Origin of the sequence: Cupriavidus necator (assembly GCF_016127575.1) — a bacterium.
Classification (GTDB): domain Bacteria; phylum Pseudomonadota; class Gammaproteobacteria; order Burkholderiales; family Burkholderiaceae; genus Cupriavidus; species Cupriavidus necator_D.
Genome location: NZ_CP066018.1, coordinates 2883715 through 2908487 on the forward strand (window position 1 = coordinate 2883715; position 24773 = coordinate 2908487).

Below are 24773 nucleotides of genomic sequence, written 5' to 3' on the forward strand. Positions count from 1 at the left end.
GCCGGCAGGAGGCGACAGATGCGAGTGCTTTGTATTGGTGGTGGCCCGGCAGGCCTGTACTTCGGGCTGCTGATGAAGCTGCAGGATCCGGCCAACGAGGTCATCGTGGTCGAGCGCAACCGGCCCTACGACACCTTCGGCTGGGGCGTGGTGTTCTCTGACGCCACCATGGACAACCTGAAGCAAGCCGACCCGGTCAGCGCGGCCGAGATCAACGCGGCCTTCAACCACTGGGACGATATCGACATCCATATCGGCGGGCGCACCATCCGCTCCGGCGGCCATGGCTTTATCGGCATCGGCCGCAAGCGCCTGCTCAATATCCTGCAGGCACGCTGCGAGGCGCTGGGCGTGAAGCTGGTGTTCGAGACCGATGTGTCCGACGACCAGGCGCTGGCGATGCAATACCAGGCCGACCTGGTGATCGCCTCGGACGGCCTGAACAGCCGCATCCGCACCCGCTACGCCGACACCTTCCAGCCTGACATCGACACGCGCCAGTGCCGCTTTGTCTGGATGGGCACGCACAAGCTGTTCGACGCCTTCACCTTTGCCTTCGAGAAGACCGAGCACGGCTGGTTCCAGGCGCACGCCTACCGCTTTGACGACACCACCTCGACCTTTATCGTCGAGGCCCCGGAGTCGGTCTGGCGCGCCGCGGGCATCGAGCAGATGAGCCAGGAAGAGGGCGTGGCCTACTGCGAGCGCCTGTTCGCGCGCTACCTCGACGGCAACAAGCTGATCACCAATGCGGCGCACCTGCGCGGCTCGGCGATCTGGATCCGCTTCCCGCGCGTGATCTGCCGCCAATGGGTGCATTGGAACACCTTGCCCGACGGCCGCCGCGTGCCGGTGGTGCTGATGGGCGATGCCGCGCACACCGCGCACTTCTCGATCGGTTCGGGAACCAAGCTGGCGTTGGAAGATGCGATTGACCTGGCCGAGGAAATCCGTGGCAGGGGTCATGACGGCCTGCCCGATGCACTGTCGCGCTACGAAGCCACGCGCGGCGTGGAAGTGCTGAAGATCCAGAACGCGGCGCGCAACTCGACCGAATGGTTCGAGAACGTCGAGCGTTACGCGGGCAGCCTGCCGCCGGAGCAGTTCGCCTATTCCCTGCTGACCCGCTCGCAGCGCATCTCGCATGAGAATCTGCGCGTGCGCGATGCGGACTACGTGGCGCAGTTCGAGCACTGGCTGGCGCGGCAGGCCGGCGTGCAACCGGAAAGCCTGCAACTGCGCGAGCACCAGCCGCTGCCGCCGATGTTCACGCCGTTCCGCGTGCGCGGCGTCACGCTGAAGAATCGCGTGGTGGTGTCGCCGATGGCGATGTACTCATGCACCGACGGCGTGCCCGGCGACTTCCACCTGGTCCACCTGGGTTCGCGCGCGCTGGGCGGCGCCGGCATGGTGGTGGCGGAGATGACCTGCGTGTCGCCCGATGCGCGCATCACGCCGGGATGCCCGGGTTTGTGGAACGACGCGCAGCGCGACGCCTGGCGCCGCATCGTCGACTTCGTGCATGCCAACAGCGATGCGCGCATCGCCATGCAGATCGGCCACTCGGGCCGCAAGGGTTCGACCCAGCTCGGCTGGGAGGCAATGGACCATCCGCTGTCGGAAGGCAACTGGCCGGTGATCTCGGCCTCGCCGCTGCCCTACCTGCCGGGCGAGTCGCAGACCCCGCGCGAGATGACGCGCGCAGACATGGACCGTGTGCGCGATGACTTCGTCGCCAGCGCGCGCCGCGCCGCCGAGGCCGGCTTCGACTGGCTGGAACTGCATTGCGCGCATGGCTACCTGCTGTCGAGCTTTATCTCGCCGCTGACCAATACGCGGGAAGATGAATACGGCGGTTCGCTGGCCGCACGGCTGCGCTACCCGCTGGAGGTGTTTGCCGCGGTGCGTGAAGTGTGGCCGGAACACAAGCCGATGTCGGTGCGCATCTCGGCGCACGACTGGGTCGAAGGCGGCATCACCCCCGACGATGCGATCGAGATCGCACGCGCGTTCAAGGCCGCCGGCGCCGACATGATCGACTGCTCGTCGGGCCAGGTCAGCCCGGACCAGGCTCCGGTCTACGGCCGCATGTACCAGACCCCGTTTGCCGACCGCATCCGCAACGAGGCCGGCATCGCCACCATTGCCGTGGGCGCGATCTTCGAGGCCGACCATGTCGACTCGATCATCGCCGCGGGCCGTGCCGACCTGTGCGCGATCGCGCGGCCGCACCTGGCCAACCCGGCCTGGACGCTGCAGGAAGCGGCGCGCATCGGCTACCGCGATATCACCTGGCCCAAGCAGTACCAGGCCGGCAAGCGGCAACTTGAAACCAACCTGGAACGCGCCGCGGCGCAGGAGAAGCAGGGATGACGGGCAGCACGGGTTCATTGTCAGGGCGCCACGCGCTGGTCACCGGCGGCGGGCGCGGCATCGGCGCGGCAATCGCGCGCCGGCTGCTGGCCGACGGCGCCAGCGTGACGCTGCTGGGCCGCGATGCCGGCGCGTTGCAGGCGACTGTACAAGCGCTGCGTGAGGTCGCCCCCGCAGGCGCCGTAGTCTCCTTTGTCACGGCCGATATTGCCGATGCCGACAGCGTGGCACGCGCCTTCGCCGCCGCCGCGGAACAGTCCGGCCCGGTGTCGATGCTGATCAACAATGCCGGCCAGGCGCACAGCGCACCGTTCCTGAAGACCAATGCCGCGCTGTGGCAGCGCATGCTGGACGTGAACCTGACCGGCACCTTCCTGTGCACGCAGGCGGCGCTGCCGGCGATGCTCGACGCGGGCTGGGGCCGTATCGTCAATGTGGCGAGCACGGCCGGACTGATCGGCTATGGCTATGTCAGTGGCTATTGCGCGGCCAAGCATGGGGTGATCGGCCTGACGCGCGCGCTGGCGCTGGAAACCGCGGCCAAGGGCGTGACCGTCAACGCGGTCTGCCCGGGCTATACCGAAACCGACATCGTGCGCGACGCGGTGGCCAATATCGTCGGCAAGACCGGCCGCACTGAAACCGAGGCCCGCGCTGAACTGGCCGCGCGCAATCCGCAGCGCCGCCTGGTGCAGCCCGAGGAAGTGGCCGACGCCGTGGCCTGGCTGTGCCAGCCGTCCGCCGCGGCGATCACCGGCCAGGCAATCCCGGTGGCCGGCGGCGAGGTGATGGCCGGCTGACAACGACAGAACAAGGACCTGAGAGAGAACCCATGACAGAGATCGCACTCGACATGCGCCACCACAAGCGCAGCTTTGCCGGCTACCAGCCGGAGCACTTCCTGTGGTCGGTGTCCGGCGACGGCAAGGTCGGCACCGTGACGCTGAACCGGCCGGAGCGCAAGAACCCGCTGACTTTCGATTCCTACGCCGAGCTGCGCGATCTGTTCCGCGGCCTGTGCTATGCCAGCGACATCAAGGCGGTGGTGGTGACGGGCGCGGGCGGCAACTACTGCTCGGGCGGCGACGTGCACGAGATCATTGGGCCTCTCACGCGCATGACCATGCCTGAGCTGCTCGACTTCACGCGCATGACCGGCGACCTGGTCAAGGCCATGCGCGCCTGCCCGCAGCCGGTGGTGAGCGCGGTCGACGGCATCTGCGCCGGCGCCGGCGCGATGATGGCGCTGGCCTCCGACATGCGCCTGGGCACGGCGCAGGCCAAGACCGCGTTCCTGTTCACGCGCGTCGGCCTGGCCGGCGCCGACATGGGCGCGTGCACGCTGCTGCCGCGCGTGATCGGGCAGGGGCGTGCCAGCGAGCTGCTCTACACCGGCCGCTCGATGAGCGCGGAAGAGGGCCTGCAGTGGGGCTTCTTCAATGCGCTGCATCCGTCCGAATCGGTGCTGGCCCAGGCGCAGACGCTGGCCGCGCAACTGGCCGCCGGCCCGACCTTTGCGCATGGTGTGACCAAGAAGCTGCTGCACCAGGAATGGAACATGGGGCTGGACGAGGCCATCGAGGCCGAGGCCGAAGCCCAGGCCATCTGCATGCAGACGCGCGACTTCCGCCGCGCCTACGAGGCCTTCGTCGCCAAGACCAAGCCGGTGTTCGAAGGGGACTGAAGCGCCATGTCCGACAAGACCTATCTCGACCTGCCGCTGTTCGACGACGCGCACCGCACACTGGAGCGCGAACTGGACGCCTGGTGCGCGCAACACCTCCATGTCGACCACAGCGATACCGACGCCGCCTGCCGCGCGCTGGTGCGCCAGCTGGGCGAGGCCGGCTGGCTGCGCTACTGCGTGCCGGCCGCGCACGGCGGCGCGCTGCCGGCGCTGGATTCGCGCTCGCTGTGCCTGCTGCGCGAGACCCTGGCGCGCCATGACGGCCTGGCCGATTTTGCCTTTGCCATGCAGGGGCTGGGCTCGGGCGCGATCTCGCTGGCCGGCAGCGATGCGCTGCGCGCGCATTACCTGCCGCGCGTGGCCCGCGGCGAGGCGATTGCCGCGTTTGCGCTGTCCGAGCCAGAGGCCGGTTCCGATGTGGCCGCCATGCAGTGCAGCGCACGGCTGTCGGACGACGGCAGCCACTATGTGATCGATGGCGCCAAGACCTGGATTTCCAACGGCGGCATTGCCGACTTCTACTGCGTGTTCGTGCGCACCGGCGAGGCGTCGGGCGCGCGCGGCATCTCCGCCTTTGTGGTGGACGCCGATACGCCGGGCCTGACCATCGCCGAGCGCATCGACGTGATGGCGCCGCACCCGCTCGCCACGCTGCGTTTCGACGACTGCCGCGTGCCCGTGGGCAACCGGCTGGGCGAGGCGGGGCAGGGCTTCAAGGTGGCGATGATGACGCTCGACATCTTCCGTGCCTCGGTCGCGGCGGCTGCGCTGGGCTTTGGCCGCGCCGCGCTTGACGATGCTCTGGCGCGCGCCTGCGCGCGCCCGATGTTCGGCGGCGTGCTGGCCGACCTGCAGCTGACCCAGGCCGCCATCGGCGACATGGCCACCGCGATCGACGCCGCGGCGCTGCTGACCTACCGCGCGGCCTGGCTGCGCGATGTCAAGGGCCAGCGCACCACGCGCGAGGCGGCCATGGCCAAGATGGTGGCGACCGAGAACGCACAGCAGGTGATCGACCGTGCGGTGCAGATGTTCGGCGGCCTGGGCGTCAAGGTCGGCACGCGGGTGGAAAGCCTGTACCGCGAGATCCGCTCGCTGCGCATCTATGAAGGCGCCACCGAAGTGCAGAAGCTGATCATTGCGCGCGAGACGCTGGCCGGGCGCAAAGCCTGACGCCCCCGCGTGCCACCCACGAACTGCCGTACCGATACAGAGCAGACAGGAGACAAGCCATGGCGACCACAGCCCACCTCGATACCTTCGCGCGCGACCGCCTGCCGCCGCCCGATATGTGGCCGGTGTTCCGCTTCAATGCCGATACCGACTACCCTGAGCGGATGAATGCCGCGGTGGAGCTGGTAGACCGCCACGTGCGCGAAGGCCGCGGCGAGCGCATCGCCATCCGCCATCGCCGCGACGGACAGATCGAGGCGGTCACGTATGCGCAGCTGGCGGCGCTGGTGAACCGCATCGCCCATGTGCTGGTCGAGGACATGCAGCTGGTGCCCGGCAATCGCGTGCTGCTGCGCGGGCCCAACAACCTGATGATGGCCGCCAGCTGGCTGGCCACGCTCAAGGCGGGCCTGGTCGCGGTGCCGACCATGCCGCTGCTGCGCGCCAAGGAACTGAAGCAGATCATCGACAAGGCCCAGGTCGGCGCCGCGCTGTGCGATGCGCGGCTGCGCGAGGAACTCGATGCCAACCAGCAGGCGGGCGGCGAATTCCACTGCCCGAGCCTGGCGCGCACGCTGTACTTCAACGGTGAAGGCGAGGGTTCGCTGGAGGCGGCGATGGCGGGCAAGCCGGATGCCTTCGAGGCCTGCGACACCGCCAGCGACGACGTCTGCCTGATCGCCTTTACCAGCGGCACCACCGGCCAGCCCAAGGGCACCATGCACTTCCATCGCGACGTGCTGGCCATGTGCGACCTGTTCCCGCGCCACGTGCTGCGCCCGCAGCCCGACGACGTGTTCTGCGGCACACCGCCGATCGCGTTCACCTTCGGGCTGGGCGGCATGCTGTGTTTCCCGCTGCGCATCGGCGCCAGCGCCGTGCTGGCCGAGAAGCTGACGCCAGAGACGCTGCTCGGGCTGATCCAGGATTTCCGCGCCACCATCGTCTTTACCGCCCCGACCTTCTACCGGCAGATGGCAGCGCTGGCGCCGCGCTACGACCTGTCCAGCCTGAAGAAGAGCGTGTCGGCCGGCGAAGCCCTGCCGGACGCCACGCGCCAGAGCTGGAAGGCGGCCACCGGCATCGAGATGACCGACGGCATCGGCGGCACGGAGATGATGCATATCTTTATCTCCAGCGCCGGCGCCGAGGTCAGGCCGGGCGCGATCGGGCGCGTGGTGCCGGGCTATGTCGCGCAGATCGTCGACGAGAACATGCAGCCCCTGCCGCCGGGGCAGGTCGGCAAGCTCGCGGTGCAGGGGCCAACCGGCTGCCGCTACCTGGACGATCCGCGCCAGTCCAACTATGTGAAGGCGGGCTGGAACCTGCCGGGTGATACCTTTTTCGTTGACGAGGACGGCTACTACTTCTACCAGGCGCGTTCGGACGACATGATCATCTCGGCCGGCTACAACATCGCCGGGCCGGAGGTGGAAAGCGCACTGATGCAGCACGAGGCAGTGGCCGAATGCGGTGTGGTCGGCGCGCCCGACGACGGGCGCGGCCAGGTGGTGATGGCCTATGTGGTGCTGCGCGAGGGCGTGGCGGCGGACGACGCTACCCGCACCGCGCTGCAGGACTACGTGAAGCGCCAGATCGCGCCCTACAAGTATCCGCGCCGCATTGTGTTCGTGCCGGCGCTGCCGCGCACCGAGACCGGCAAGCTGCAGCGCTTCCGGCTGCGGCAGATGGCGGAGCAGGGCAATGGCGGCGGCAATGGCGGCGTCAACCAGGCGGGGAAGCCATGAGCCCCGTGTTCCGCAGCACCGTCCTGGTGCGCTTCAAGCACTGCGACGCCGCGGGCATCGTGTTCTACCCGCGCTATTTCGAGATGCTCAACGACCTGATCGAAGACTGGTTCAGCGAGGCGCTGGGCTGGCCCTTCGACGCCATGCATGGCGAGGGCCGAACTGGCGTGCCGACCGCCGAGCTGGAGTGCCGCTTCCTGGCTCCGAGCCGGCTGGGCGAGGTGCTGACGCGGGAACTGCGCGTGCTGAAGCTGGGCCAGTCCAGCTTTACCCTCGCGATCCGCTTCGCCGGCCCGCATGACGATACCCGCATGGAAGTGACGCAGCGGCTGGTCTGCGTCGATACCGGCTCGATTGCTCCGCAGCCGCTGCCCGATGCCGTGCGCGAGGCCATGTCGGCCTACCTGGTCGCGACGGCCTGAATCCCCGAATTCCATTCACTCATACAGATAATCAACAGGAAAACGCATCATGAACATCCTGCAGCCGCCCGACTGGGCGCCTCCGCGTGGCTACGCCAACGGCACCATGACCGAAATGCAGGTCGGCAGCCGCCTCCTCTTTGTCAGCGGCCAGATCGGCTGGACCGGCAAATGTGAATTCGAGACCGACGACTTCGGCCTGCAGGTGGCGCAGGCGCTGCGCAACGTGGTTGCCGTGCTGGCGGCCGGAGACGCGCTGCCCGAGCATATCGTGCGCATGACCTGGTATGTGAAGGACAAGGCGGAATATGTCGGCGCCTATGGGGCGATCGGCCAGCATTACCGGGCCATCATCGGCCGCCACTTCCCGGCGATGACGGCGGTCGAGGTTGCGGACCTGGTGGAGCCGCGCGCCAAGGTGGAAATCGAGGTCACGGCGGTCGTGCCGCCGCGGGCGTAACGTAGCAGGCACAGGGCAGGACGGTGGCCGGCGGCGTGGCGCCGCCGCTGCCTGCCGCGTGCAAGTCCTTGAAAACTTGAGAAATTGGGTGGCGCGGGATATAATTCGAAAGTTTCGCTTTCAGAACCCTTCACCCTAGCGCCTACCGCTTTCCACCTTCCGCCGCCCCCAGCCGCGCCGCCTTTGCTGTCCGCATTCAATGTGACGCAAGGAGCATGTCGCAACCGGATCCGACCGCATCGGCGCAATGCCGCTGCCGCCGTCACGGATCCAGCCTGGGAGGCACGAGGCGTCGATTGGTCGGTCACGGGGTGAGTCCAGCAGGAGCCTACCCGTGTTACCGTCTTTTCCGTCCGCCATTCTCGCGCTTGCAGACGGCACGGTCTTTCGTGGCTATTCCATTGGCGCTTCCGGCCATACCATCGGTGAAGTGGTGTTCAACACCGCCATCACCGGTTACCAGGAAATCCTCACCGACCCGAGTTACTCCCGGCAGATCGTCACGCTGACGTATCCGCATATCGGTAACTACGGGGTCAATCCTGAGGATGTCGAAGCCACGAAAGTCCATGCCGCCGGCCTGATCATCAAGGATCTGCCGATCCTGGCCTCGAACTTCCGCAAGGAGCACACCCTTGCCCACTACCTGAAGCAGGAAAAGGTGGTGGCCATCGCCGGCATCGATACGCGCAAGCTGACGCGTATCCTGCGTGAAAAGGGTGCCCAGAACGGCTGCATCCTGGCCGGCGAAGACAATGTCCAGAAGGCCATCGACCTGGCCCGCTCGTTCCCCGGCCTGGCCGGCATGGACCTGGCCAAGGTAGTCTCGGTCAAGGAACCGTACGAGTGGACCCAGTCCGAATGGAAGCTGGGCGAAGGCTACGGCAAGCAGGACCAGCCGCAATTCCACGTGGTCGCCTATGACTACGGCGTCAAGTACAACATCCTGCGCATGCTGGCCGAGCGCGGCTGCAAGGTCACGGTGCTGCCCGCGCAGGCGAGCGCCGCCGACGCGCTGGCGCTGAATCCGGACGGCGTGTTCCTGTCCAACGGCCCCGGTGACCCCGAGCCGTGCGACTATGCCATCGCCGCCACGCGCGAGTTCATCGAGCGCGGCATCCCGACCTTCGGCATCTGCCTGGGCCACCAGATCATGGCGCTGGCAGTAGGCGCCAAGACCCTGAAAATGAAGTTCGGCCACCATGGCGCCAACCACCCGGTCAAGGACCTGGACGATGGCCGCGTGGTGATCACGTCGCAGAACCACGGCTTCGCGGTCGATGCGGACACGCTGCCGTCGAATGTGCGCGTGACGCACAAGTCGCTGTTCGACGGTTCGCTGCAGGGTTTCGCGCTGACCGACAAGCCGGCCTTCTGCTTCCAGGGCCATCCGGAGGCGTCGCCCGGTCCGAACGACGTGGCTTACCTGTTCGACCGCTTCATCAAGCTGATGACGGACGCGCGCAAGTAAGCGGGCAAGAAGAACAGCGCAGACCTCAGGGACATCCCATGAACGCCTTCATGCATACCGCTTTCGGCATCACCGATTTCTGGACCTATGTGCTGGGCACGATCTTTATCGTGCTGCTGCCGGGGCCGAACTCGATGTACGTGCTGTCGGTGGCGGCGCAGCGCGGCGTGCGCGCCGGCTACAAGGGCGCGTGCGGGGTGTTCCTGGGCGACTTCGTGCTGATGGTGCTGTCGGCGGCGGGCGTGGCCTCGCTGCTCAAGGCCAGCCCGGCGCTGTTCTACGTGGTGAAGTACGTCGGCGCGGCCTACCTGGCGTGGATTGGTTTCAGCATGCTGCGCGGCGCGCTGCGCAACTGGGCCGCACGCGGCGATGCCGCCGCCGCCGCGCCGGTTAGCAAGGCCGACCAGTCCGACCCGTTCCGCAAGGCGTTGCTGATCAGCCTGCTGAACCCGAAGGCGATCCTGTTCTTCATCTCGTTCTTCATCCAGTTTGTCGACCCGGCCTTCGCTTACCCGGTGCTGTCGTTCTCCGTGCTGGGCCTGGTCGCCCAGTTCTGCAGCTTTGCCTACCTGACCACGATCATCTTCGTGGGCGCGAAGCTGGCCGACGCATTCCGGCGCCGCCGGCGCCTGTCGGCGGGCATGTCGAGCGGGGTGGGCGCGATGTTCATCGGCTTCGGCGCCAAGCTGGCGACGGCCACGATGAACTGAGCAAGACGATATTTTTGAATCCTGACGGATTCCCTGATTACCGGCGCGGTCCGCAGGCAAGGCGGGCCGGCCCATAAAGAGAGCGTGCAATGCCAAAACGCACAGACATCAAGAGCATCCTGATTATCGGCGCGGGCCCCATCATCATCGGCCAGGCGTGCGAGTTCGACTACTCCGGCGCCCAGGCCTGCAAGGCGCTGCGCGAGGAAGGCTTCAAGGTCATCCTGGTCAATTCGAACCCGGCGACCATCATGACCGACCCCAACACGGCCGATGTGACCTACATCGAGCCGATCACCTGGGAAGTGGTCGAGCGCATCATCGAGAAGGAGCGCCCGGACGCGATCCTGCCGACCATGGGCGGCCAGACCGCGCTGAACTGCGCGCTGGACCTGCACCGTCACGGCGTGCTGGACAAGTACAAGGTCGAGCTGATCGGCGCCTCGCCGGAAGCCATCGACAAGGCCGAGGACCGCCAGAAGTTCAAGGACGCCATGACCAAGATCGGTCTGGGTTCGGCCAAGTCGGGCATCGCCCACTCGATGGACGAAGCCATGGCCGTGCAGTCGCGCATTGCCCAGGAAACCGGTACCGGCGGCTACCCGATCGTGATCCGCCCGTCGTTCACGCTGGGCGGCAGCGGCGGCGGCATCGCCTACAACCGCGAAGAATTCGAAGAGATCTGCAAGCGCGGCCTGGACCTGTCGCCGACGCGCGAGCTGCTGATCGAAGAATCGCTGCTGGGCTGGAAAGAGTATGAGATGGAAGTCGTCCGCGACAAGAAGGACAACTGCATCATCATCTGCTCGATCGAGAACCTGGACCCGATGGGCATCCACACCGGCGACTCGATCACCGTCGCTCCGGCGCAGACCCTGACCGACAAGGAATACCAGATCCTGCGCAACGCGTCGCTGGCCGTGCTGCGCGAGATCGGTGTCGACACCGGCGGCTCCAACGTGCAGTTCTCGATCAACCCGAAGGACGGTCGCATGATCGTCATCGAGATGAACCCGCGGGTGTCGCGTTCGTCGGCGCTGGCCTCCAAGGCCACCGGCTTCCCGATCGCCAAGGTCGCGGCCAAGCTGGCCGTGGGCTACACGCTGGACGAGCTGAAGAACGAGATCACCGGCGGCGCGACCCCGGCCTCGTTCGAGCCGTCGATCGACTACGTGGTCACCAAGGTGCCGCGTTTCGCGTTTGAGAAATTCCCGCAGGCCGACAGCCACCTGACCACCCAGATGAAGTCGGTGGGCGAGGTGATGGCGATGGGCCGCACCTTCCAGGAATCGTTCCAGAAGGCCCTGCGCGGCCTGGAAGTGGGCGTCGACGGCCTGGACGAAAAGTCGACGGACCGTGACGAGGTCGTCGAGGAAATCGGCGAAGCCGGCCCCGACCGCATCTGGTACGTGGGCGACGCCTTCCGCCTGGGCATGTCGCTGGAAGAGGTCTATGCCGAGACCGACATCGACCCGTGGTTCCTGGCCCAGATCGAAGACATCATCAAGACCGAAGGCCTGGTCAAGGCGCGCACGCTGGAAAGCCTGTCGACCGCCGAGCTGCGCTTCCTGAAGCAGAAGGGCTTCTCCGACCGCCGCCTGGCCAAGCTGCTGAAGACCGACGCCAAGGCCGTGCGCGAAGCGCGCATCGCCCAGAACGTGCGCCCGGTCTACAAGCGCGTGGACACCTGCGCGGCCGAGTTCGCCACCAACACCGCCTACATGTACTCGACCTACGAGGCCGAGCATGGCGAGTGCGAGGCGCAGCCGACCGACAAGAAGAAGATCATGGTGCTGGGCGGCGGCCCGAACCGGATCGGCCAGGGCATCGAGTTCGACTACTGCTGCGTGCACGCCGCGCTGGCGCTGCGCGAAGACGGGTACGAGACCATCATGGTCAACTGTAACCCGGAAACCGTGTCGACCGACTATGACACCTCGGACCGCCTGTACTTCGAGCCGCTGACGCTCGAAGACGTGCTGGAGATCGTCGCGCTCGAGAAGCCGGTCGGCGTGATCGTGCAGTACGGCGGCCAGACCCCGCTGAAGCTGGCGCTGGACCTGGAAGCCAACGGCGTGCCCATCATCGGCACCAGCCCCGACATGATCGACGCGGCCGAGGACCGCGAGCGCTTCCAGAAGCTGCTGCAGGAACTGGGCCTGCGCCAGCCGCCCAACCGCACCGCGCGTGCCGAGGACGAAGCGCTGCGCCTGGCCGAAGAAATCGGCTACCCGCTGGTGGTGCGCCCGTCGTACGTGCTGGGCGGCCGCGCCATGGAAATCGTGCATGAGCCGCGCGACCTCGAGCGCTACATGCGCGAGGCCGTCAAGGTCTCGAACGATTCCCCGGTGCTGCTGGACCGCTTCCTGAACGACGCCATCGAGTGCGACGTCGATGCCATCTCCGACGGCAAGCGCGTCTTCATCGGCGGCGTGATGGAGCACATCGAGCAGGCTGGCGTGCACTCGGGCGACTCCGCGTGCTCGCTGCCGCCGTACTCGCTGTCGGCCGAGACCGTGGCTGAACTGAAGCGCCAGACCGCCGCGATGGCCAAGGCGCTGAACGTGATCGGCCTGATGAACGTGCAGTTCGCGATCCAGCAGAACGACGGCGTCGATACCGTCTACGTGCTGGAAGTGAACCCGCGCGCCTCGCGCACCGTGCCGTACGTGTCCAAGGCCACCGGCTTGCAGTTGGCCAAGATCGCCGCGCGCTGCATGGCGGGCCAGTCGCTGGACGAGCAGGGTATCGGCGAAGAAGTCATCCCGCCGTACTACAGCGTCAAGGAAGCGGTGTTCCCGTTCAACAAGTTCCCGGGCGTCGATCCGGTCCTCGGACCTGAAATGCGCTCGACCGGCGAAGTGATGGGCGTGGGCAAGGCCTTCGGCGAGGCGCTGTTCAAGAGCCAGCTGGCCGCGGGTTCGCGCCTGCCGGAGAAGGGCACCGTGCTGATCACCGTGAAGGACAGCGACAAGCCGCGCGCCGTTGGCGTGGCACGCATGCTGCACGACATGGGCTACCCGATCGTTGCCACCCGCGGCACCGCGTCGGCCATCGAGGCCGCCGGCATCCCGGTCAAGACCGTCAACAAGGTCAAGGACGGCCGTCCGCATATCGTGGACATGATCAAGAACGGCGAACTGGCGCTGGTGTTCACCACCGTGGACGAAACCCGCACCGCGATTGCCGATTCGCGCTCGATCCGGACCTCGGCGCTGGCCCACCGCATTCCTTACTACACCACCATCGCCGGCGCCCGCGCCGCGGTGGAGGGCCTGAAGCACATGCAGAGCCTGGAGGTCTACGACCTGCAGAGCCTGCACGCCTCGCTGGCCTGAAGCCCCGCAGGTAAGGCAAGCGGCACATCGCCACTGGCCGGGCGCATTGCGCCCGGTCAAGGCCAGGAAGCCCGCCGGAGTTGCTGCCGGCGGGCTTCCTGGCCTAAACTACGTCAAATTCGCCGATCGATGCGGCGTGCCCGCATTCGGTCCTGTCTGAAAGCCGCGGTTGAGCGGAAGTGCCCTGGCAGCATTGGCCAGGGATGGCTCCAGCTCCGCTGCGGCTCATTTTTTTGTTGAACGAAGACATGAGCACCATTCCGATTACCAAGCGTGGCGCAGAGCTCCTGAAGGAGGAGTTGCAGCGCCTGAAGGCTGTCGAGCGTCCGGCGGTGATCAATGCGATCTCGGAAGCCCGCGCACAGGGCGACCTGTCTGAAAACGCCGAATACGACGCCGCCAAGGAAAAGCAAGCCTTTATCGAAGGCCGCATCCTGGAAGTGGAGGCCAAGCTGTCGGCCGCGCAGATCATCGACCCGACCCAGCTGGACACCGACGGCCGCATCGTCTTTGGCGCGACTGTGGACCTGGAAGACCTGGAGTCCGGCAGTCCCGTCAGCTACCAGATCGTGGGCGATGACGAAGCCGACATCGACGTCGGCAAGATCTCAGTCAGCTCGCCCATCGCGCGTGCGCTGATCGGCAAGTTCGAAGGCGACGTCGCAACCGTGCTGGCCCCTGGTGGCGAGCGCGAGTACGAAGTCATTACCGTACGCTATATCTGACGCCGGCCCGGCCGGCAGGCTTGCACCTGGCCCGGCCCACCGGAAAGACCGGCACGTGTTCTCCAATTCCTATAACAATCTGCCGCCGCTGCCGCACCGCATCTTCCTGCTGCTGACGGTGGTGTGGGCAGGCAGCCTCTGGACCGTCGGCTACATGGTGGCGCCGACCTTGTTCTCGGTGCTGCCCAGCCGCGAGATGGCGGGCATGATCGCCGGGCACCTGTTCCATACCGAGGCCATCGTCGGGGTCACCATCGGCGTGCTGCAGCTGGTGCTGTGCAACGTGATGATCCGGCGCGGTGCCCACCGCTATCGCGGCCTGCGCTGGCTGGTGCTGGGCATGTTGTGCTGCGTGCTGGCGGGCTACTTCGGCACCCAGCCGTTCATGGCCGGCCTGAAGGAAAAGGCGCTGGCGCTGGGCGTCGGCGTTTCGGAATCGCCTTACAAGGCGCAGTTCGGCATGCTGCACGGCGTGTCGAGCGCCTTCTACCTGCTGCAAAGCCTGCTGGCGCTGGTGCTGGTGTGGCGCGCTTCGGCGCCGCGTTCGGCCGGGGAATGAGGCCGGCCGCCGGCACCGCCACGGGCGTGGCGTGCCGGCATCGGGCGTCGCCTGGCAGCGACCCCGCCATGCTTCAGCTGATCGTGCTCAGCCCAGCGCCTTCTTCTTCTGGCTGGTCGGGCGTGCGCGCGAACGCTTCACATTGCCGCCGGCGGTGACGCGCTCGTTGCCAAGCACCGTGACTTCCTTGCGGGTCGGACGGCGGTTCGGCGCGGCGCTGGGCTTCTTGACCGTCACCGTGCGCGGGGCCGCGCCGCCACGGCGGGCGGGGGTGTGGCGGCCCAGGTCTTCGGCCTGGTTTTCCTTCAGGCGCGCTTCGCCCGGACGCCAGACCACCAGCAGCTTGCCGATATGCTGGATCGGCGCGGCGCTGAGCTGGTCGCAGATTTCCTCGTAGATGGCGATGCGCGCATCGCGATCGTCGCCGAACACGCGGATCTTGATCAGGTCGTGGGCGGCCAGGCTGCGGTCGATCTCGGCCAGTACGGCACGGGTCAGGCCTTCGGCGCCGACCATCACGACCGGGTTCAGGGCATGGGCACGGGAGCGCAGGTCAGAGCGCTGGGCAGGGACTAGTTGTAGAGCAGGCATAAGTTGGCGCTGATTATTAGGCGCTTGAAATAGTGATAGAGCGCGTGGGCGCTGGAAATCGGGCGCTGCAGCCCGCGCCGGTCGTGACACGGCGGGTCGGGCAAGGACAGGCTGCCGACGGCCGCCCGGGGGCGGCAAGCCGGCAGCTGATAAGGCGAGCCGGCGGTCGGGATGCGGATTGGCGCGTATTATCCGTCAATCCGGCACTGTCGGGCAGCAAAATCATCAAAACAGTAGGAAAACCTTCGCGGGCGGCATTGACCGGCGGGCGGGGCAGGGAACAGGCTGGTAACTGGCATGGCAAAAAACAAGTTCAATCATTCGTGGCTGCACGACCACATCAACGATCCGTACGTGAAAATGGCCCAGCGCGAGGGCTATCGCGCCCGCGCGGCCTACAAGCTCAAGGAGATCGACGAGCAGGACAAGCTGATCCGCCCGGGGCAGGTGATCGTCGACCTGGGCGCGGCGCCGGGCAGCTGGAGCCAGTACGCCCGCAACAAGCTGGCGGACTCGCCCCGGGCCAAGGACGGCAGGATCGATGGCGCCGTGGTCGCGATCGACCTGCTGCCGATGGAACCGGTCGCCGACGTCACTTTCATCCAGGGTGACTTTCGCGAGGAATCAGTCTTCCGCGAACTGGAAAGTGTGGTGCTGGACGCCTCCGGCGGTAACAAGATTGACCTTGTTTTGTCGGACATGGCCCCCAATTTGTCCGGTGTGGCCTTCGCCGATGCAGCACGGATCGAGTACCTGTGCGACCTGGCGCTGGAATTTGCGCAGGCCCACCTTAAGCCGGAGGGGGCATTGCTGGTAAAGTGCTTCCACGGGAGCGGCTACAGCCAGATCGTGGAGAAGTTCAAACGGCATTTCAAAGTGGTTGCGAAACGCAAGCCCAAGGCGTCTCGCGACAAGTCTTCCGAAACCTTTATCCTTGGGCGCTACCTCAAGGCAGTGGATTGACCGGTCTCGATACAAGCCAGGGCGAAAAAAGAAGCGTGGAAAGTGCCCCACCCGGTGCTATCGGCATCATAGTTTCTCTGTTTCCCCCCGAGGGCGGGCGCTGCATTACAATGCAGCTATCCGTTGGCAAGGCAATTGCAAAGGAGTTCGGCCTTGAATAACAACCTGTTTCAAAAGGCGGCAATCTGGCTCGTAATCGCGCTGGTGTTGTTTACCGTCTTCAAGCAGTTCGACAAGCCCCGTGCGCAGGACAGCGTCACCTATTCGCAGTTCATGGATGACGCCAAGAATGGCAAGGTGTCGCGTGTCGACGTGCAGGGCCGCAACCTGGTGGTCTCGCCTAAGGAAGGCGCCAAGTACACCATCATCTCGCCGGGCGACATCTGGATGGTCGGCGACCTGATGAAGTACGGCGTCCAGGTGACCGGCAAGGCGGACGACGAACCCAACGTGCTGGTGCAGGCCCTGTATTACCTCGGGCCGACCCTGCTGATCATCGTGTTCTGGTTCTACATGATGCGCCAGATGCAGGGGGGCGGCAAAGGCGGCGCTTTCTCATTCGGCAAGTCGCGTGCGCGCCTGATCGACGAGAACCAGAACGCCGTCACGTTCCAGGACGTCGCCGGCTGCGACGAGTCCAAGGAAGAAGTGGTCGAGCTGGTCGACTTCCTGAAGGACCCGCAGAAATTCCAGAAGCTGGGCGGGCGCATCCCGCGCGGCGTGCTGCTGGTAGGCCCTCCGGGTACCGGCAAGACGCTGCTGGCGCGCGCCATTGCCGGCGAGGCCAAGGTGCCGTTCTTCAGCATCTCGGGTTCCGACTTTGTGGAAATGTTCGTCGGCGTGGGCGCGGCCCGCGTGCGCGACATGTTCGAGAACGCCAAGAAGCAGGCACCCTGCATCGTGTTCATCGATGAAATCGACGCGGTCGGCCGCCATCGTGGCGCCGGCATGGGCGGCGGCAACGACGAGCGCGAGCAGACCCTGAACCAGATGCTGGTCGAGATGGACGGCTTCGAGGCCAACTCGGGCGTGATCGTGATCGCCGCGACCAACCGTGCCGACGTGCTGGACAAGGCGCTGCTGCGTCCGGGCCGTTTCGACCGCCAGGTCTACGTGGGCCTGCCGGACATCCGCGGCCGCGAGCAGATCCTGAAGGTCCATATGCGCAAGGTGCCGATCGGCAACGATGTCGACGCCTCGATCATCGCGCGCGGCACCCCGGGCTTCTCGGGCGCGGACCTGGCCAACCTGGTCAACGAAGCCGCACTGTTTGCCGCCCGCCGGAGCAAGCGCGTGGTCGACATGCAGGACTTCGAGGACGCCAAGGACAAGATCTACATGGGTCCGGAGCGCAAGTCGACGGTCATGCGCGAAGAAGAGCGCCGGGCCACGGCTTACCATGAGTCGGGCCATGCGGTAGTGGCCAAGCTGCTGCCCAAGGCTGACCCGGTGCACAAGGTCACCATCATGCCGCGTGGCTGGGCGCTGGGTGTGACCTGGCAGCTGCCGGAGCATGACAAGTATTCGAAGTACAAGGACAGCATGCTGGAAGAGGTTGCCATCCTCTTCGGCGGCCGTGCGGCGGAAGAGGTCTTCCTCAACGCCATGAGCACCGGTGCTTCCAACGACTTCGAGCGCGCCACCAAGCTCGCCCGCGACATGGTGACCCGCTTCGGCATGAGCGATTCGCTGGGTGCCATGGTCTACGTGGATACCGAGCAGGATGGCATGTTCGGCAAGCTGTCGTCGAAGACGGTGTCGGAAGCCACGCAGCAGAAGGTCGACGCCGAGATCCGCCGCATCATCGACGAGCAATACGCGCTGGCCAAGCGCCTGCTCGAAGAGAACCGCGACAAGGTCGAAGCCATGACCAACGCGCTGATGGAATGGGAAACCATCGATGCCGACCAGGTCAACGACATCATGGCCGGCAAGCCGCCGCGTCCGCCGCGCAGCGCGTCGGGCCCGAACGGCGGCGGCAGCACGCCTCCGGGCGGTTCGCCGGTGGCGCCGACCAACGCGCCCGCCACGGCCTGATCCTGGTTCGTCCACAGACGACGCCGTAGTGATGGCTGTGTAGTGCCTGTCCCTGAAGCCGGTGCCTGGTGCACCGGCTTTTCCTTTTGCGCGGCATCTGCCGCGCCCGGATTGAATCAAGCATTCCTACCTTGCAGCAGACTTCTCAGACCAGGTATTTCCAGTGCGGCCGTTTTCGCTTTGCCCTGGACCAGCGCCCGCTGGTGATGGGTATCCTCAACGTCACGCCCGATTCCTTCTCGGATGGCGGCCAGCATGCCAGCCGGGACGCGGCGCTGCGCCATGCCGGGCAGATGATCGCCGAGGGCGTTGACATCATCGACATCGGCGGGGAATCCAGCCGGCCCGGTTCGGCGGCGCTGCCGCTGGAAGACGAACTGGCGCGCGTGATCCCGGTGGTGGAAGCACTGCGCGACTGCGGCAAGCCGCTCTCGGTCGATACCTACAAGCCCGAGGTCATGCGCGCCGCGCTTGCGGCCGGAGCCGATCTCATCAACGATATCTGGGGTTTCCGCATGCCGGGCGCGGTCGAGGCCGTGGCGGCGGGGCAGGCGGGCCTGTGCGTGATGCATATGCAGCGCGATCCGCAGACCATGCAGGAAGACCCGCACTACGATGACGTGGTCGCCGAGGTGGCCGGGTTCCTTGCCGAGCGCATTGCCGTGCTGCGCGCTGCCGGCATCGACGATGCGCGCATCTCCCTCGATCCGGGGTTTGGCTTCGGCAAGACACCCGATCATAATCTGCGCCTGCTCGGCCAACTGCCGCGGCTGGCGCTTGAGGGCCTGCCGGTGCTGGCTGGCATCTCGCGCAAGTCCACGCTGGGCGCGGTCCTTGGTGGCCGGCCGCCGCAGCAGCGTGTTGCCGCCAGCATTGCCGCCGCGGTGTGTGCGCTGGAGCGCGGAGCATTTATCGTGCGCGTGCATGATGTGGAGCAGACGGTGGACGCCGTGAAGACCTGGTGGGCGGTGCGCAACGAGTCCGTTGGCGCGGCCTGAACCAGCCGCGGCCACCGCAGGCAGAACAACGATCAGAGTAAAGAAAGGGAATCAGCGAATGACACGCAAGTATTTCGGGACAGATGGCGTGCGGGGCAGGGTCGGCGAGGCGCCGATCACGCCGGACTTCGTGATGCGCCTGGGCCATGCGGCCGGCAAGGTGCTGGCCCACGGCGCCAAGACCGGGCAAGGCAAGCCGACCGTGCTGATCGGCAAGGACACGCGCATTTCCGGCTATATGCTGGAAGCGGCGCTGGAAGCCGGCTTCACCTCGGCCGGCGTGCACGTGCTGCTGACCGGCCCGCTGCCGACGCCGGGCATCGCCTATCTGACGCGGGCGCTGCGGCTGTCCGCCGGCGTGGTGATCTCGGCCAGCCACAATCCCTACTACGACAACGGCATCAAGTTCTTTTCGGCCGACGGCGACAAGCTGCCCGATGCGGTCGAGGCAGAGATCGAGGCTGCCATCGAAGAGCCGATGGTGTGCGCGCCGTCCGATGACCTGGGCCGCGCGCGCCGCATCAACGATGCGCCCGGCCGCTATATCGAGTTCTGCAAGAGCACCTTCCCGCATGAGCAGGACCTGTACGGCCTGAAACTGGTGGTCGACTGCGCCCATGGCGCCGCCTACCACATCGCGCCGCACGTGTTCCATGAGCTGGGCGCCGACGTGGTTTCGATCGGCAACCAGCCGGACGGCCGCAATATCAACGACGGCTACGGCGCCACCGCGCCGGCCAAGCTGGTTGAGGCGGTCAAGGCCCATGGCGCTGACCTGGGCCTGGCCTTTGACGGCGACGCCGACCGCTTGCAGGTGGTGGATGCCGACGGCCGTCTCTACAACGGCGACGAACTGCTGTATCTGATCGTGCGCGACCGCCAGGCCGCTGGCCAGGCGGTGCCGGGTGCCGTGGGCACGCTGATGACCAATATGGCGGTGGAGCTCGCGCTCAAGCGCCAGGGCGTGGAATTCGTGCGCGCCAAGGTGGGTGACCGCTATGTGCTGGAAGAGTTGAACAAGCGCAGCTGGACTCTGGGCGGCGAGGGCTCCGGCCACCTGCTGTGCCTGGACCGCCACAGCACCGGCGACGGCATCGTGTCGGCGCTGCAGGTGCTGGCCGCGCTGCGCCGCAGCGGCAAGACTCTGGCGCAGTTGCTCGAGGGCGTAAGGCTGTTCCCGCAGACGCTCATCAACGTGCGCGTGCAGAAAGGCTTCGACTGGCAGTCGCATGCCGGCCTGCAGGCCGCGCGCGCGGCGGTCGAGCCTGAACTGGAGGGGCGCGGCCGGGTGCTGATCCGTGCCTCCGGCACCGAGCCGGTGGTGCGCGTGATGGTCGAGGCCGAGCAGGCTGAAATGGCCGAGCGCGCGGCCAGGCGGCTGGCCGATGCCTTGGGCGCCTGATACGCCGCCCCCTGACCAGGAACGCCGGGCCAGTCCCGGCGTTTTTTTATTCTATAGCGCAATTAACCGCCGTCATATTGCGTCACCATGATTGCCGGATGGCCGCGGCGATCCCTTGCTGGAGGCCGGTTCCAAGAAGATTTAAAGATGTCACGGAATTGTCATACAGGGAGCATAGAGTTCGTCTTGTCAAAAATTTGTCATTCCCAACCAATGTTCTCTGGAGGACATATGAAGCTGGTCAAGACTGCCGTGGCAGGCATCGTTTCGATGGTGGTGGCGGGTACTGCGTTCGCGGCGGAAATTACCGGTGCAGGCGCTTCTTTCCCGGCGCCCGTGTATTCCAAGTGGGCCGACGCATACCAAAAAGCAACGGGTAATAAGGTCAACTATCAATCCATCGGCTCGTCGGGCGGGATCAAGCAGATCGGCGCCAAGACGGTCGATTTCGGTGCCTCGGACGCGCCGCTGAAGGACGAGGACCTGAACAAGCAGGGCCTGGTCCAGTTCCCGACCGTGATCGGCGGCGTGGTGCCGGTGATCAACCTGCAGGGCGTAAAGCCGGGCGATCTGACCATCACGGGCGAAGTGCTGGCCAATATCTACCTGGGCAAGATCAAGAAGTGGGATGACCCCGCGATCAAGGCGCTGAACCCGCAAGCCAAGCTGCCGAGCCAGGACATCCTGCCGGTGCGCCGCGCCGACGGTTCGGGCACTACCTTCATCTTCACCAACTACCTGTCCAAGGTCAGCCCGGACTGGAAGAGCGCGGTGGGCGAGGGCACCACGGTCAACTGGCCGGGCGGCGGCACCGGCGGCAAGGGCAACGAGGGCGTCGCCGCCTTCGTGCAGCGCCTGAACGGCGCCATCGGCTACGTCGAGTACGCCTACGCCAAGCAGAACAAGATGACCCACGTGAACATGAAGAACGCGTCGGGTGCCGTGGTCAAGCCGGGCGACGATGCCTTCAAGGCTGCCGCCGCCGGTGCGGACTGGAGCAAGACCTACTACCAGATCCTGACCAACCAGCCGGGCAAGGAAGCCTGGCCGATCGCGGGCGCCACCTTCATCCTGGTCCACAAGAACCAGGAAAAGGCCGCGCAGGGTGCCGAAGTGCTGAAGTTCTTCGACTGGGCCTACAAGAGCGGCGCCAACATGGCCGCCGACCTTGACTACGTGCCGCTGCCGGAAAACGTTGTGAACCAGATCCGTTCGACCTGGAAGACCAGCGTCAAGGACGCCTCGGGCAAGGCGCTGTACTGATCCTGACGGCATCGCCGGCCCCGCGCGAGTGCGGGGCCGGTGGCCGGGCTGCCCGAAACTGGCCCGGACACCAGGCTCCCGCCCAGGCGGGAGCGGCGATCCACCCTGAATTCCCGACATGGCGACTACCCCCTCCGAGATCCGCAACGTCCAGCCCCCGAGCCGCATGGGCGACATCCTGTTCGGCGGCCTGACGCGGGGCGCCGCGATCGTGACCCTGCTGCTGCTGGGCGGCATCATCGTCTCGCTCGCGATCAGCGCCTGGCCGTCGATCCAGACCTTCGGTGCGCGCTTCCTGTGGACCGCGGAGTGGGATCCTCCCGCCGATGTCTATGGCGCGCTGGTGCCCATCTACGGCACCATCGTGACCTCGCTGATCGCGCTGATCATCGCGGTGCCGGTGAGCTTCGGCATCGCGCTGTTCCTGACCGAGCTGTCGCCGGCCTGGCTGCGCCGCCCGCTGGGCACGGCCATCGAACTGCTCGCCGCGGTGCCGTCGATCGTCTACGGCATGTGGGGCCTGCTCGTGTTCGCGCCGATCTTCGGCGAGTATTTCCAGAAGCCCCTGGCCGCCACGGTGGGCCAGCTGCCGGTGGTCGGCAAGCTGTTCCAGGGCGCGCCGCTGGGCATCGGCCTGCTGTGCGCGGGCGTGATCCTGGCGATCATGATCATCCCGTACATCGCTTCGGTGATGCGCGACGTGTTTGAAGTCACCCCGGTGCTGCTCAAGGAATCGGCCTACGGCGTGGGCTGCACCACCTGGGAAGTGATGTGGAACGTGGTGCTGCCCTACACCCGCGCCGGTGTCATCGGCGGCGTGATGCTGGGCCTGGGCCGCGCACTGGGCGAGACCATGGCCGTCACCTTCGTGATCGGCAACACCAACCTGCTGGACAGCGCCTCGCTGTTCTCGCCGGGCAACAGCATCACCTCGGCGCTCGCCAACGAATTCGCCGAAGCCGGCGCCGGCCTGCACACCGCGGCGCTGATGGAACTGGGCCTGATCCTGTTCTTCATTACCTTCGTGGTGCTGGCGCTGTCCAAGCTGCTGCTGCTGCGACTGGCAAAGAATGAGGGAACCAAATGAGCGCGAGTCAAGCTGTGTCAACCGCATCGATCCCGGCGGTCCGTGCCGACGCGGATGCCATCCGCACCCGGCTGCAGGCGCGCCGCCGCCGCACCAACCTGTATGCACTGACCGCCTCGCTGGTGGCGATGGGCTTCGGCCTGTTCTGGCTGGCGTGGATCCTGTGGACCACCGTCACGCTGGGCGTGGGCGGCCTGTCGCTGGACCTGTTCACGCAGATGACCCCGGCGCCGAATACCGCTGGCGGCGGCCTGGCCAACGCCATCTTCGGCAGCTTCGTGATGGTCGGCATGGCCACGCTGTTCGGCACGCCGCTGGGCATCCTGGCCGGCATCTACCTGGCCGAGTACGGCAAGAGCTCGCCGCTGGCCAGCTTTATCCGCTTTATCAACGACATCCTGCTGTCGGCGCCGTCGATTGTGATCGGCCTCTTTGTCTACGCGCTGGTGGTGACCCGCATGGGCCACTTCTCGGGCTGGGCCGGGATCTGCGCGCTGGCGCTGCTGCAGGTGCCGATCGTGGTGCGCACCACCGAGAACATGCTGAACCTGGTGCCCAACGCGCTGCGCGAGGCGGCCTTCGCACTCGGCACGCCCAAGTGGAAGATGGTGCTGTCGATCACGGTGAAGTCATCCTACGCCGGCATTGTGACCGGGGTGTTGCTGGCCGTCGCCCGTATCGCCGGCGAGACCGCGCCGCTGCTGTTCACCGCGCTGTCCAATCAGTTCTGGACCAGCGACCTGAACAAGCCGATGGCCAACCTGCCGGTGACGATCTTCCGCTTTGCCATGAGCCCGTTCACCGAATGGCAGCAACTGGCCTGGGCGGGTGTGTTCCTGATTACGATCGGCGTGCTGGCCCTGAATATCCTGGCGCGCATCCTGTTCAAGAAATAAGCGGCCGGACCACGCAAACCGTCCCGCCCAAAGACTGCAAGCGAGAAACGCAATGACCTCCACCGTCATCGACATTCCCGATTCGGTACGCGCCAAGATCGACGTGCGCAACCTGAACTTCTACTACGGCCAGTTCCATGCGCTGAAGGACATCAACATGTCGATCCCCGACCGCAAGGTCACGGCCTTCATCGGACCGTCGGGGTGCGGCAAGTCGACGCTGCTGCGCACCTTCAACAAGATGTATGCGCTGTATCCCGAGCAGCGCGCCGAGGGTGAGATCAACATGGACGGCGACAACCTGCTGACCGCGCGCCAGGACATCGCGCTGCTGCGCGCCAAGGTCGGCATGGTGTTCCAGAAGCCGACACCGTTCCCGATGTCGATCTACGACAACATCGCCTTCGGCGTGCGCCTGTTCGAGAAGCTGTCGCGCTCGGAGATGGACGACCGCGTGGAATGGGCGCTGACCAAGGCGGCGCTGTGGAACGAGGCCAAGGACAAGCTGCATCAGTCCGGCTACGGCCTGTCCGGCGGCCAGCAGCAGCGCCTGTGCATCGCGCGCGGCATTGCCATCCGCCCGGAAGTGTTGCTGCTGGACGAGCCGTGCTCGGCACTCGATCCGATTTCCACCGGCCGCATCGAGGAACTGATCGCGGAGCTGAAGGACGAGTACACGGTCGTGATCGTTACCCACAACATGCAGCAGGCGGCGCGCTGCTCGGACTACACCGCCTACATGTACCTGGGCGAACTGATCGAGTTCGGCGAGACCGAGAAGATCTTCATCAAGCCGCACCGCAAGGAAACGGAAGACTACATTACCGGCCGGTTCGGCTGATCGTTACCGCAGGGCGTAGCATATCCATA

The 24773-nt window shown here is 66.1% G+C and carries 21 protein-coding genes; 20 read left to right on the plus strand and 1 reads right to left on the minus strand.

Annotated features, from left to right (window positions below):
- The first annotated feature begins 18 nt into the window (after positions 1-18).
- The 12 genes from I6H87_RS13515 (at position 19) to I6H87_RS13570 (ending at position 14666) form a co-directional block, all read left to right on the plus strand.
- The gene (locus tag I6H87_RS13515) at positions 19-2373 is read left to right on the plus strand and encodes a bifunctional salicylyl-CoA 5-hydroxylase/oxidoreductase (RefSeq protein ID WP_010814329.1); all 2355 of its coding nucleotides are present in this window, start codon (positions 19-21) and stop codon (positions 2371-2373) included.
- A complete protein-coding gene (locus tag I6H87_RS13520; protein WP_011615662.1) occupies positions 2370-3173 on the plus strand; it encodes an SDR family NAD(P)-dependent oxidoreductase in 804 nt (267 codons plus the stop codon). The genes I6H87_RS13515 and I6H87_RS13520 overlap by 4 nt, the downstream gene beginning before the upstream one ends.
- A gap of 32 nt (positions 3174-3205) precedes the next feature.
- Positions 3206-4057 carry an enoyl-CoA hydratase family protein gene (locus tag I6H87_RS13525; RefSeq protein ID WP_010814327.1) on the plus strand — a complete coding sequence of 284 codons (852 nt, stop codon included), beginning with the start codon at positions 3206-3208 and terminating at the stop codon, positions 4055-4057.
- A gap of 6 nt (positions 4058-4063) precedes the next feature.
- A complete protein-coding gene (locus I6H87_RS13530; RefSeq protein ID WP_011615661.1) occupies positions 4064-5233 on the plus strand; it encodes an acyl-CoA dehydrogenase family protein in 1170 nt (389 codons plus the stop codon).
- A gap of 59 nt (positions 5234-5292) precedes the next feature.
- The gene (locus tag I6H87_RS13535) at positions 5293-6981 is read left to right on the plus strand and encodes an AMP-binding protein (protein WP_011615660.1); all 1689 of its coding nucleotides are present in this window, start codon (positions 5293-5295) and stop codon (positions 6979-6981) included.
- Positions 6978-7403 carry an acyl-CoA thioesterase gene (locus I6H87_RS13540; protein WP_010814324.1) on the plus strand — a complete coding sequence of 142 codons (426 nt, stop codon included), beginning with the start codon at positions 6978-6980 and terminating at the stop codon, positions 7401-7403. Before I6H87_RS13535 ends, I6H87_RS13540 begins: the two co-directional genes overlap by 4 nt.
- Before the next feature lie 49 nt (positions 7404-7452).
- On the plus strand, positions 7453-7863 hold the full coding sequence (locus I6H87_RS13545; RefSeq protein WP_010814323.1) for a RidA family protein: 411 nt from the start codon (positions 7453-7455) through the stop codon (positions 7861-7863).
- A 334-nt stretch (positions 7864-8197) separates the two neighbouring features.
- Complete coding sequence (gene carA, locus I6H87_RS13550) at positions 8198-9334, plus strand: glutamine-hydrolyzing carbamoyl-phosphate synthase small subunit (RefSeq protein ID WP_010814322.1); 1137 nt, start codon at positions 8198-8200, stop codon at positions 9332-9334.
- Between the two features lie 38 nt (positions 9335-9372).
- Positions 9373-10044, plus strand: a complete 672-nt coding sequence (gene leuE, locus I6H87_RS13555; RefSeq protein ID WP_011615659.1) for a leucine efflux protein LeuE — start codon at positions 9373-9375, stop codon at positions 10042-10044.
- An 89-nt stretch (positions 10045-10133) separates the two neighbouring features.
- The gene (gene carB / locus I6H87_RS13560) at positions 10134-13382 is read left to right on the plus strand and encodes a carbamoyl-phosphate synthase large subunit (RefSeq protein ID WP_010814320.1); all 3249 of its coding nucleotides are present in this window, start codon (positions 10134-10136) and stop codon (positions 13380-13382) included.
- A 248-nt stretch (positions 13383-13630) separates the two neighbouring features.
- Positions 13631-14107: a transcription elongation factor GreA gene (gene greA / locus I6H87_RS13565; RefSeq protein WP_010814319.1), complete on the plus strand. Its 477-nt coding sequence runs from the start codon at positions 13631-13633 to the stop codon at positions 14105-14107.
- Positions 14108-14162: 55 nt separating this feature from the next.
- A complete protein-coding gene (locus tag I6H87_RS13570; RefSeq protein WP_010814318.1) occupies positions 14163-14666 on the plus strand; it encodes a DUF4149 domain-containing protein in 504 nt (167 codons plus the stop codon).
- An 87-nt stretch (positions 14667-14753) separates the two neighbouring features.
- On the opposite strand, the gene I6H87_RS13575 is transcribed toward I6H87_RS13570, so the two are convergent.
- Positions 14754-15257, minus strand: a complete 504-nt coding sequence (locus tag I6H87_RS13575; protein WP_010814317.1) for a YhbY family RNA-binding protein — start codon at positions 15255-15257, stop codon at positions 14754-14756.
- A 297-nt stretch (positions 15258-15554) separates the two neighbouring features.
- Here I6H87_RS13575 and I6H87_RS13580 point away from each other — a divergent pair, with 297 nt between their 5' ends.
- The 8 genes from I6H87_RS13580 to pstB all read left to right on the plus strand — a co-directional run bounded on the left by I6H87_RS13580 (position 15555) and on the right by pstB (position 24744).
- Positions 15555-16220 (plus strand): RlmE family RNA methyltransferase, encoded by a 666-nt coding sequence (locus I6H87_RS13580; RefSeq protein WP_010814316.1) that lies wholly within the window; start codon positions 15555-15557, stop codon positions 16218-16220.
- A gap of 153 nt (positions 16221-16373) precedes the next feature.
- The gene (gene ftsH, locus I6H87_RS13585) at positions 16374-18257 is read left to right on the plus strand and encodes an ATP-dependent zinc metalloprotease FtsH (RefSeq protein ID WP_010814315.1); all 1884 of its coding nucleotides are present in this window, start codon (positions 16374-16376) and stop codon (positions 18255-18257) included.
- Between the two features lie 131 nt (positions 18258-18388).
- Positions 18389-19255, plus strand: coding sequence for a dihydropteroate synthase (gene folP, locus I6H87_RS13590; protein WP_041687450.1), 867 nt, complete (start codon positions 18389-18391; stop codon positions 19253-19255).
- A gap of 58 nt (positions 19256-19313) precedes the next feature.
- On the plus strand, positions 19314-20657 hold the full coding sequence (glmM, locus tag I6H87_RS13595; protein WP_010814313.1) for a phosphoglucosamine mutase: 1344 nt from the start codon (positions 19314-19316) through the stop codon (positions 20655-20657).
- 231 nt (positions 20658-20888) lie between these two features.
- Positions 20889-21920 (plus strand): phosphate ABC transporter substrate-binding protein PstS, encoded by a 1032-nt coding sequence (gene pstS, locus I6H87_RS13600; protein WP_010814312.1) that lies wholly within the window; start codon positions 20889-20891, stop codon positions 21918-21920.
- Positions 21921-22038: 118 nt separating this feature from the next.
- Positions 22039-23007, plus strand: coding sequence for a phosphate ABC transporter permease PstC (gene pstC / locus I6H87_RS13605; protein WP_011615657.1), 969 nt, complete (start codon positions 22039-22041; stop codon positions 23005-23007).
- A complete protein-coding gene (pstA, locus tag I6H87_RS13610; protein WP_011615656.1) occupies positions 23004-23903 on the plus strand; it encodes a phosphate ABC transporter permease PstA in 900 nt (299 codons plus the stop codon). Before pstC ends, pstA begins: the two co-directional genes overlap by 4 nt.
- A 52-nt stretch (positions 23904-23955) precedes the next feature.
- The gene (gene pstB, locus I6H87_RS13615) at positions 23956-24744 is read left to right on the plus strand and encodes a phosphate ABC transporter ATP-binding protein PstB (protein ID WP_010814309.1); all 789 of its coding nucleotides are present in this window, start codon (positions 23956-23958) and stop codon (positions 24742-24744) included.
- Positions 24745-24773 lie beyond the last annotated feature (29 nt).

Coding starts and splice junctions, on each gene's coding strand:
- glmM (WP_010814313.1), top strand. CDS start 19,314: ATGACACGCAAGTATTTCGGGACAGATGGCGTGCGGGGCAGGGTCGGC.
- pstS (WP_010814312.1), top strand. CDS start 20,889: ATGAAGCTGGTCAAGACTGCCGTGGCAGGCATCGTTTCGATGGTGGTG.
- pstC (WP_011615657.1), top strand. CDS start 22,039: ATGGCGACTACCCCCTCCGAGATCCGCAACGTCCAGCCCCCGAGCCGC.
- I6H87_RS13520 (WP_011615662.1), top strand. CDS start 2,370: ATGACGGGCAGCACGGGTTCATTGTCAGGGCGCCACGCGCTGGTCACC.
- leuE (WP_011615659.1), top strand. CDS start 9,373: ATGAACGCCTTCATGCATACCGCTTTCGGCATCACCGATTTCTGGACC.
- I6H87_RS13540 (WP_010814324.1), top strand. CDS start 6,978: ATGAGCCCCGTGTTCCGCAGCACCGTCCTGGTGCGCTTCAAGCACTGC.
- I6H87_RS13575 (WP_010814317.1), bottom strand. CDS start 15,257: ATGCCTGCTCTACAACTAGTCCCTGCCCAGCGCTCTGACCTGCGCTCC.
- I6H87_RS13525 (WP_010814327.1), top strand. CDS start 3,206: ATGACAGAGATCGCACTCGACATGCGCCACCACAAGCGCAGCTTTGCC.
- I6H87_RS13580 (WP_010814316.1), top strand. CDS start 15,555: ATGGCAAAAAACAAGTTCAATCATTCGTGGCTGCACGACCACATCAAC.
- carB (WP_010814320.1), top strand. CDS start 10,134: ATGCCAAAACGCACAGACATCAAGAGCATCCTGATTATCGGCGCGGGC.
- pstA (WP_011615656.1), top strand. CDS start 23,004: ATGAGCGCGAGTCAAGCTGTGTCAACCGCATCGATCCCGGCGGTCCGT.
- I6H87_RS13530 (WP_011615661.1), top strand. CDS start 4,064: ATGTCCGACAAGACCTATCTCGACCTGCCGCTGTTCGACGACGCGCAC.
- greA (WP_010814319.1), top strand. CDS start 13,631: ATGAGCACCATTCCGATTACCAAGCGTGGCGCAGAGCTCCTGAAGGAG.
- I6H87_RS13535 (WP_011615660.1), top strand. CDS start 5,293: ATGGCGACCACAGCCCACCTCGATACCTTCGCGCGCGACCGCCTGCCG.
- I6H87_RS13545 (WP_010814323.1), top strand. CDS start 7,453: ATGAACATCCTGCAGCCGCCCGACTGGGCGCCTCCGCGTGGCTACGCC.
- pstB (WP_010814309.1), top strand. CDS start 23,956: ATGACCTCCACCGTCATCGACATTCCCGATTCGGTACGCGCCAAGATC.
- I6H87_RS13515 (WP_010814329.1), top strand. CDS start 19: ATGCGAGTGCTTTGTATTGGTGGTGGCCCGGCAGGCCTGTACTTCGGG.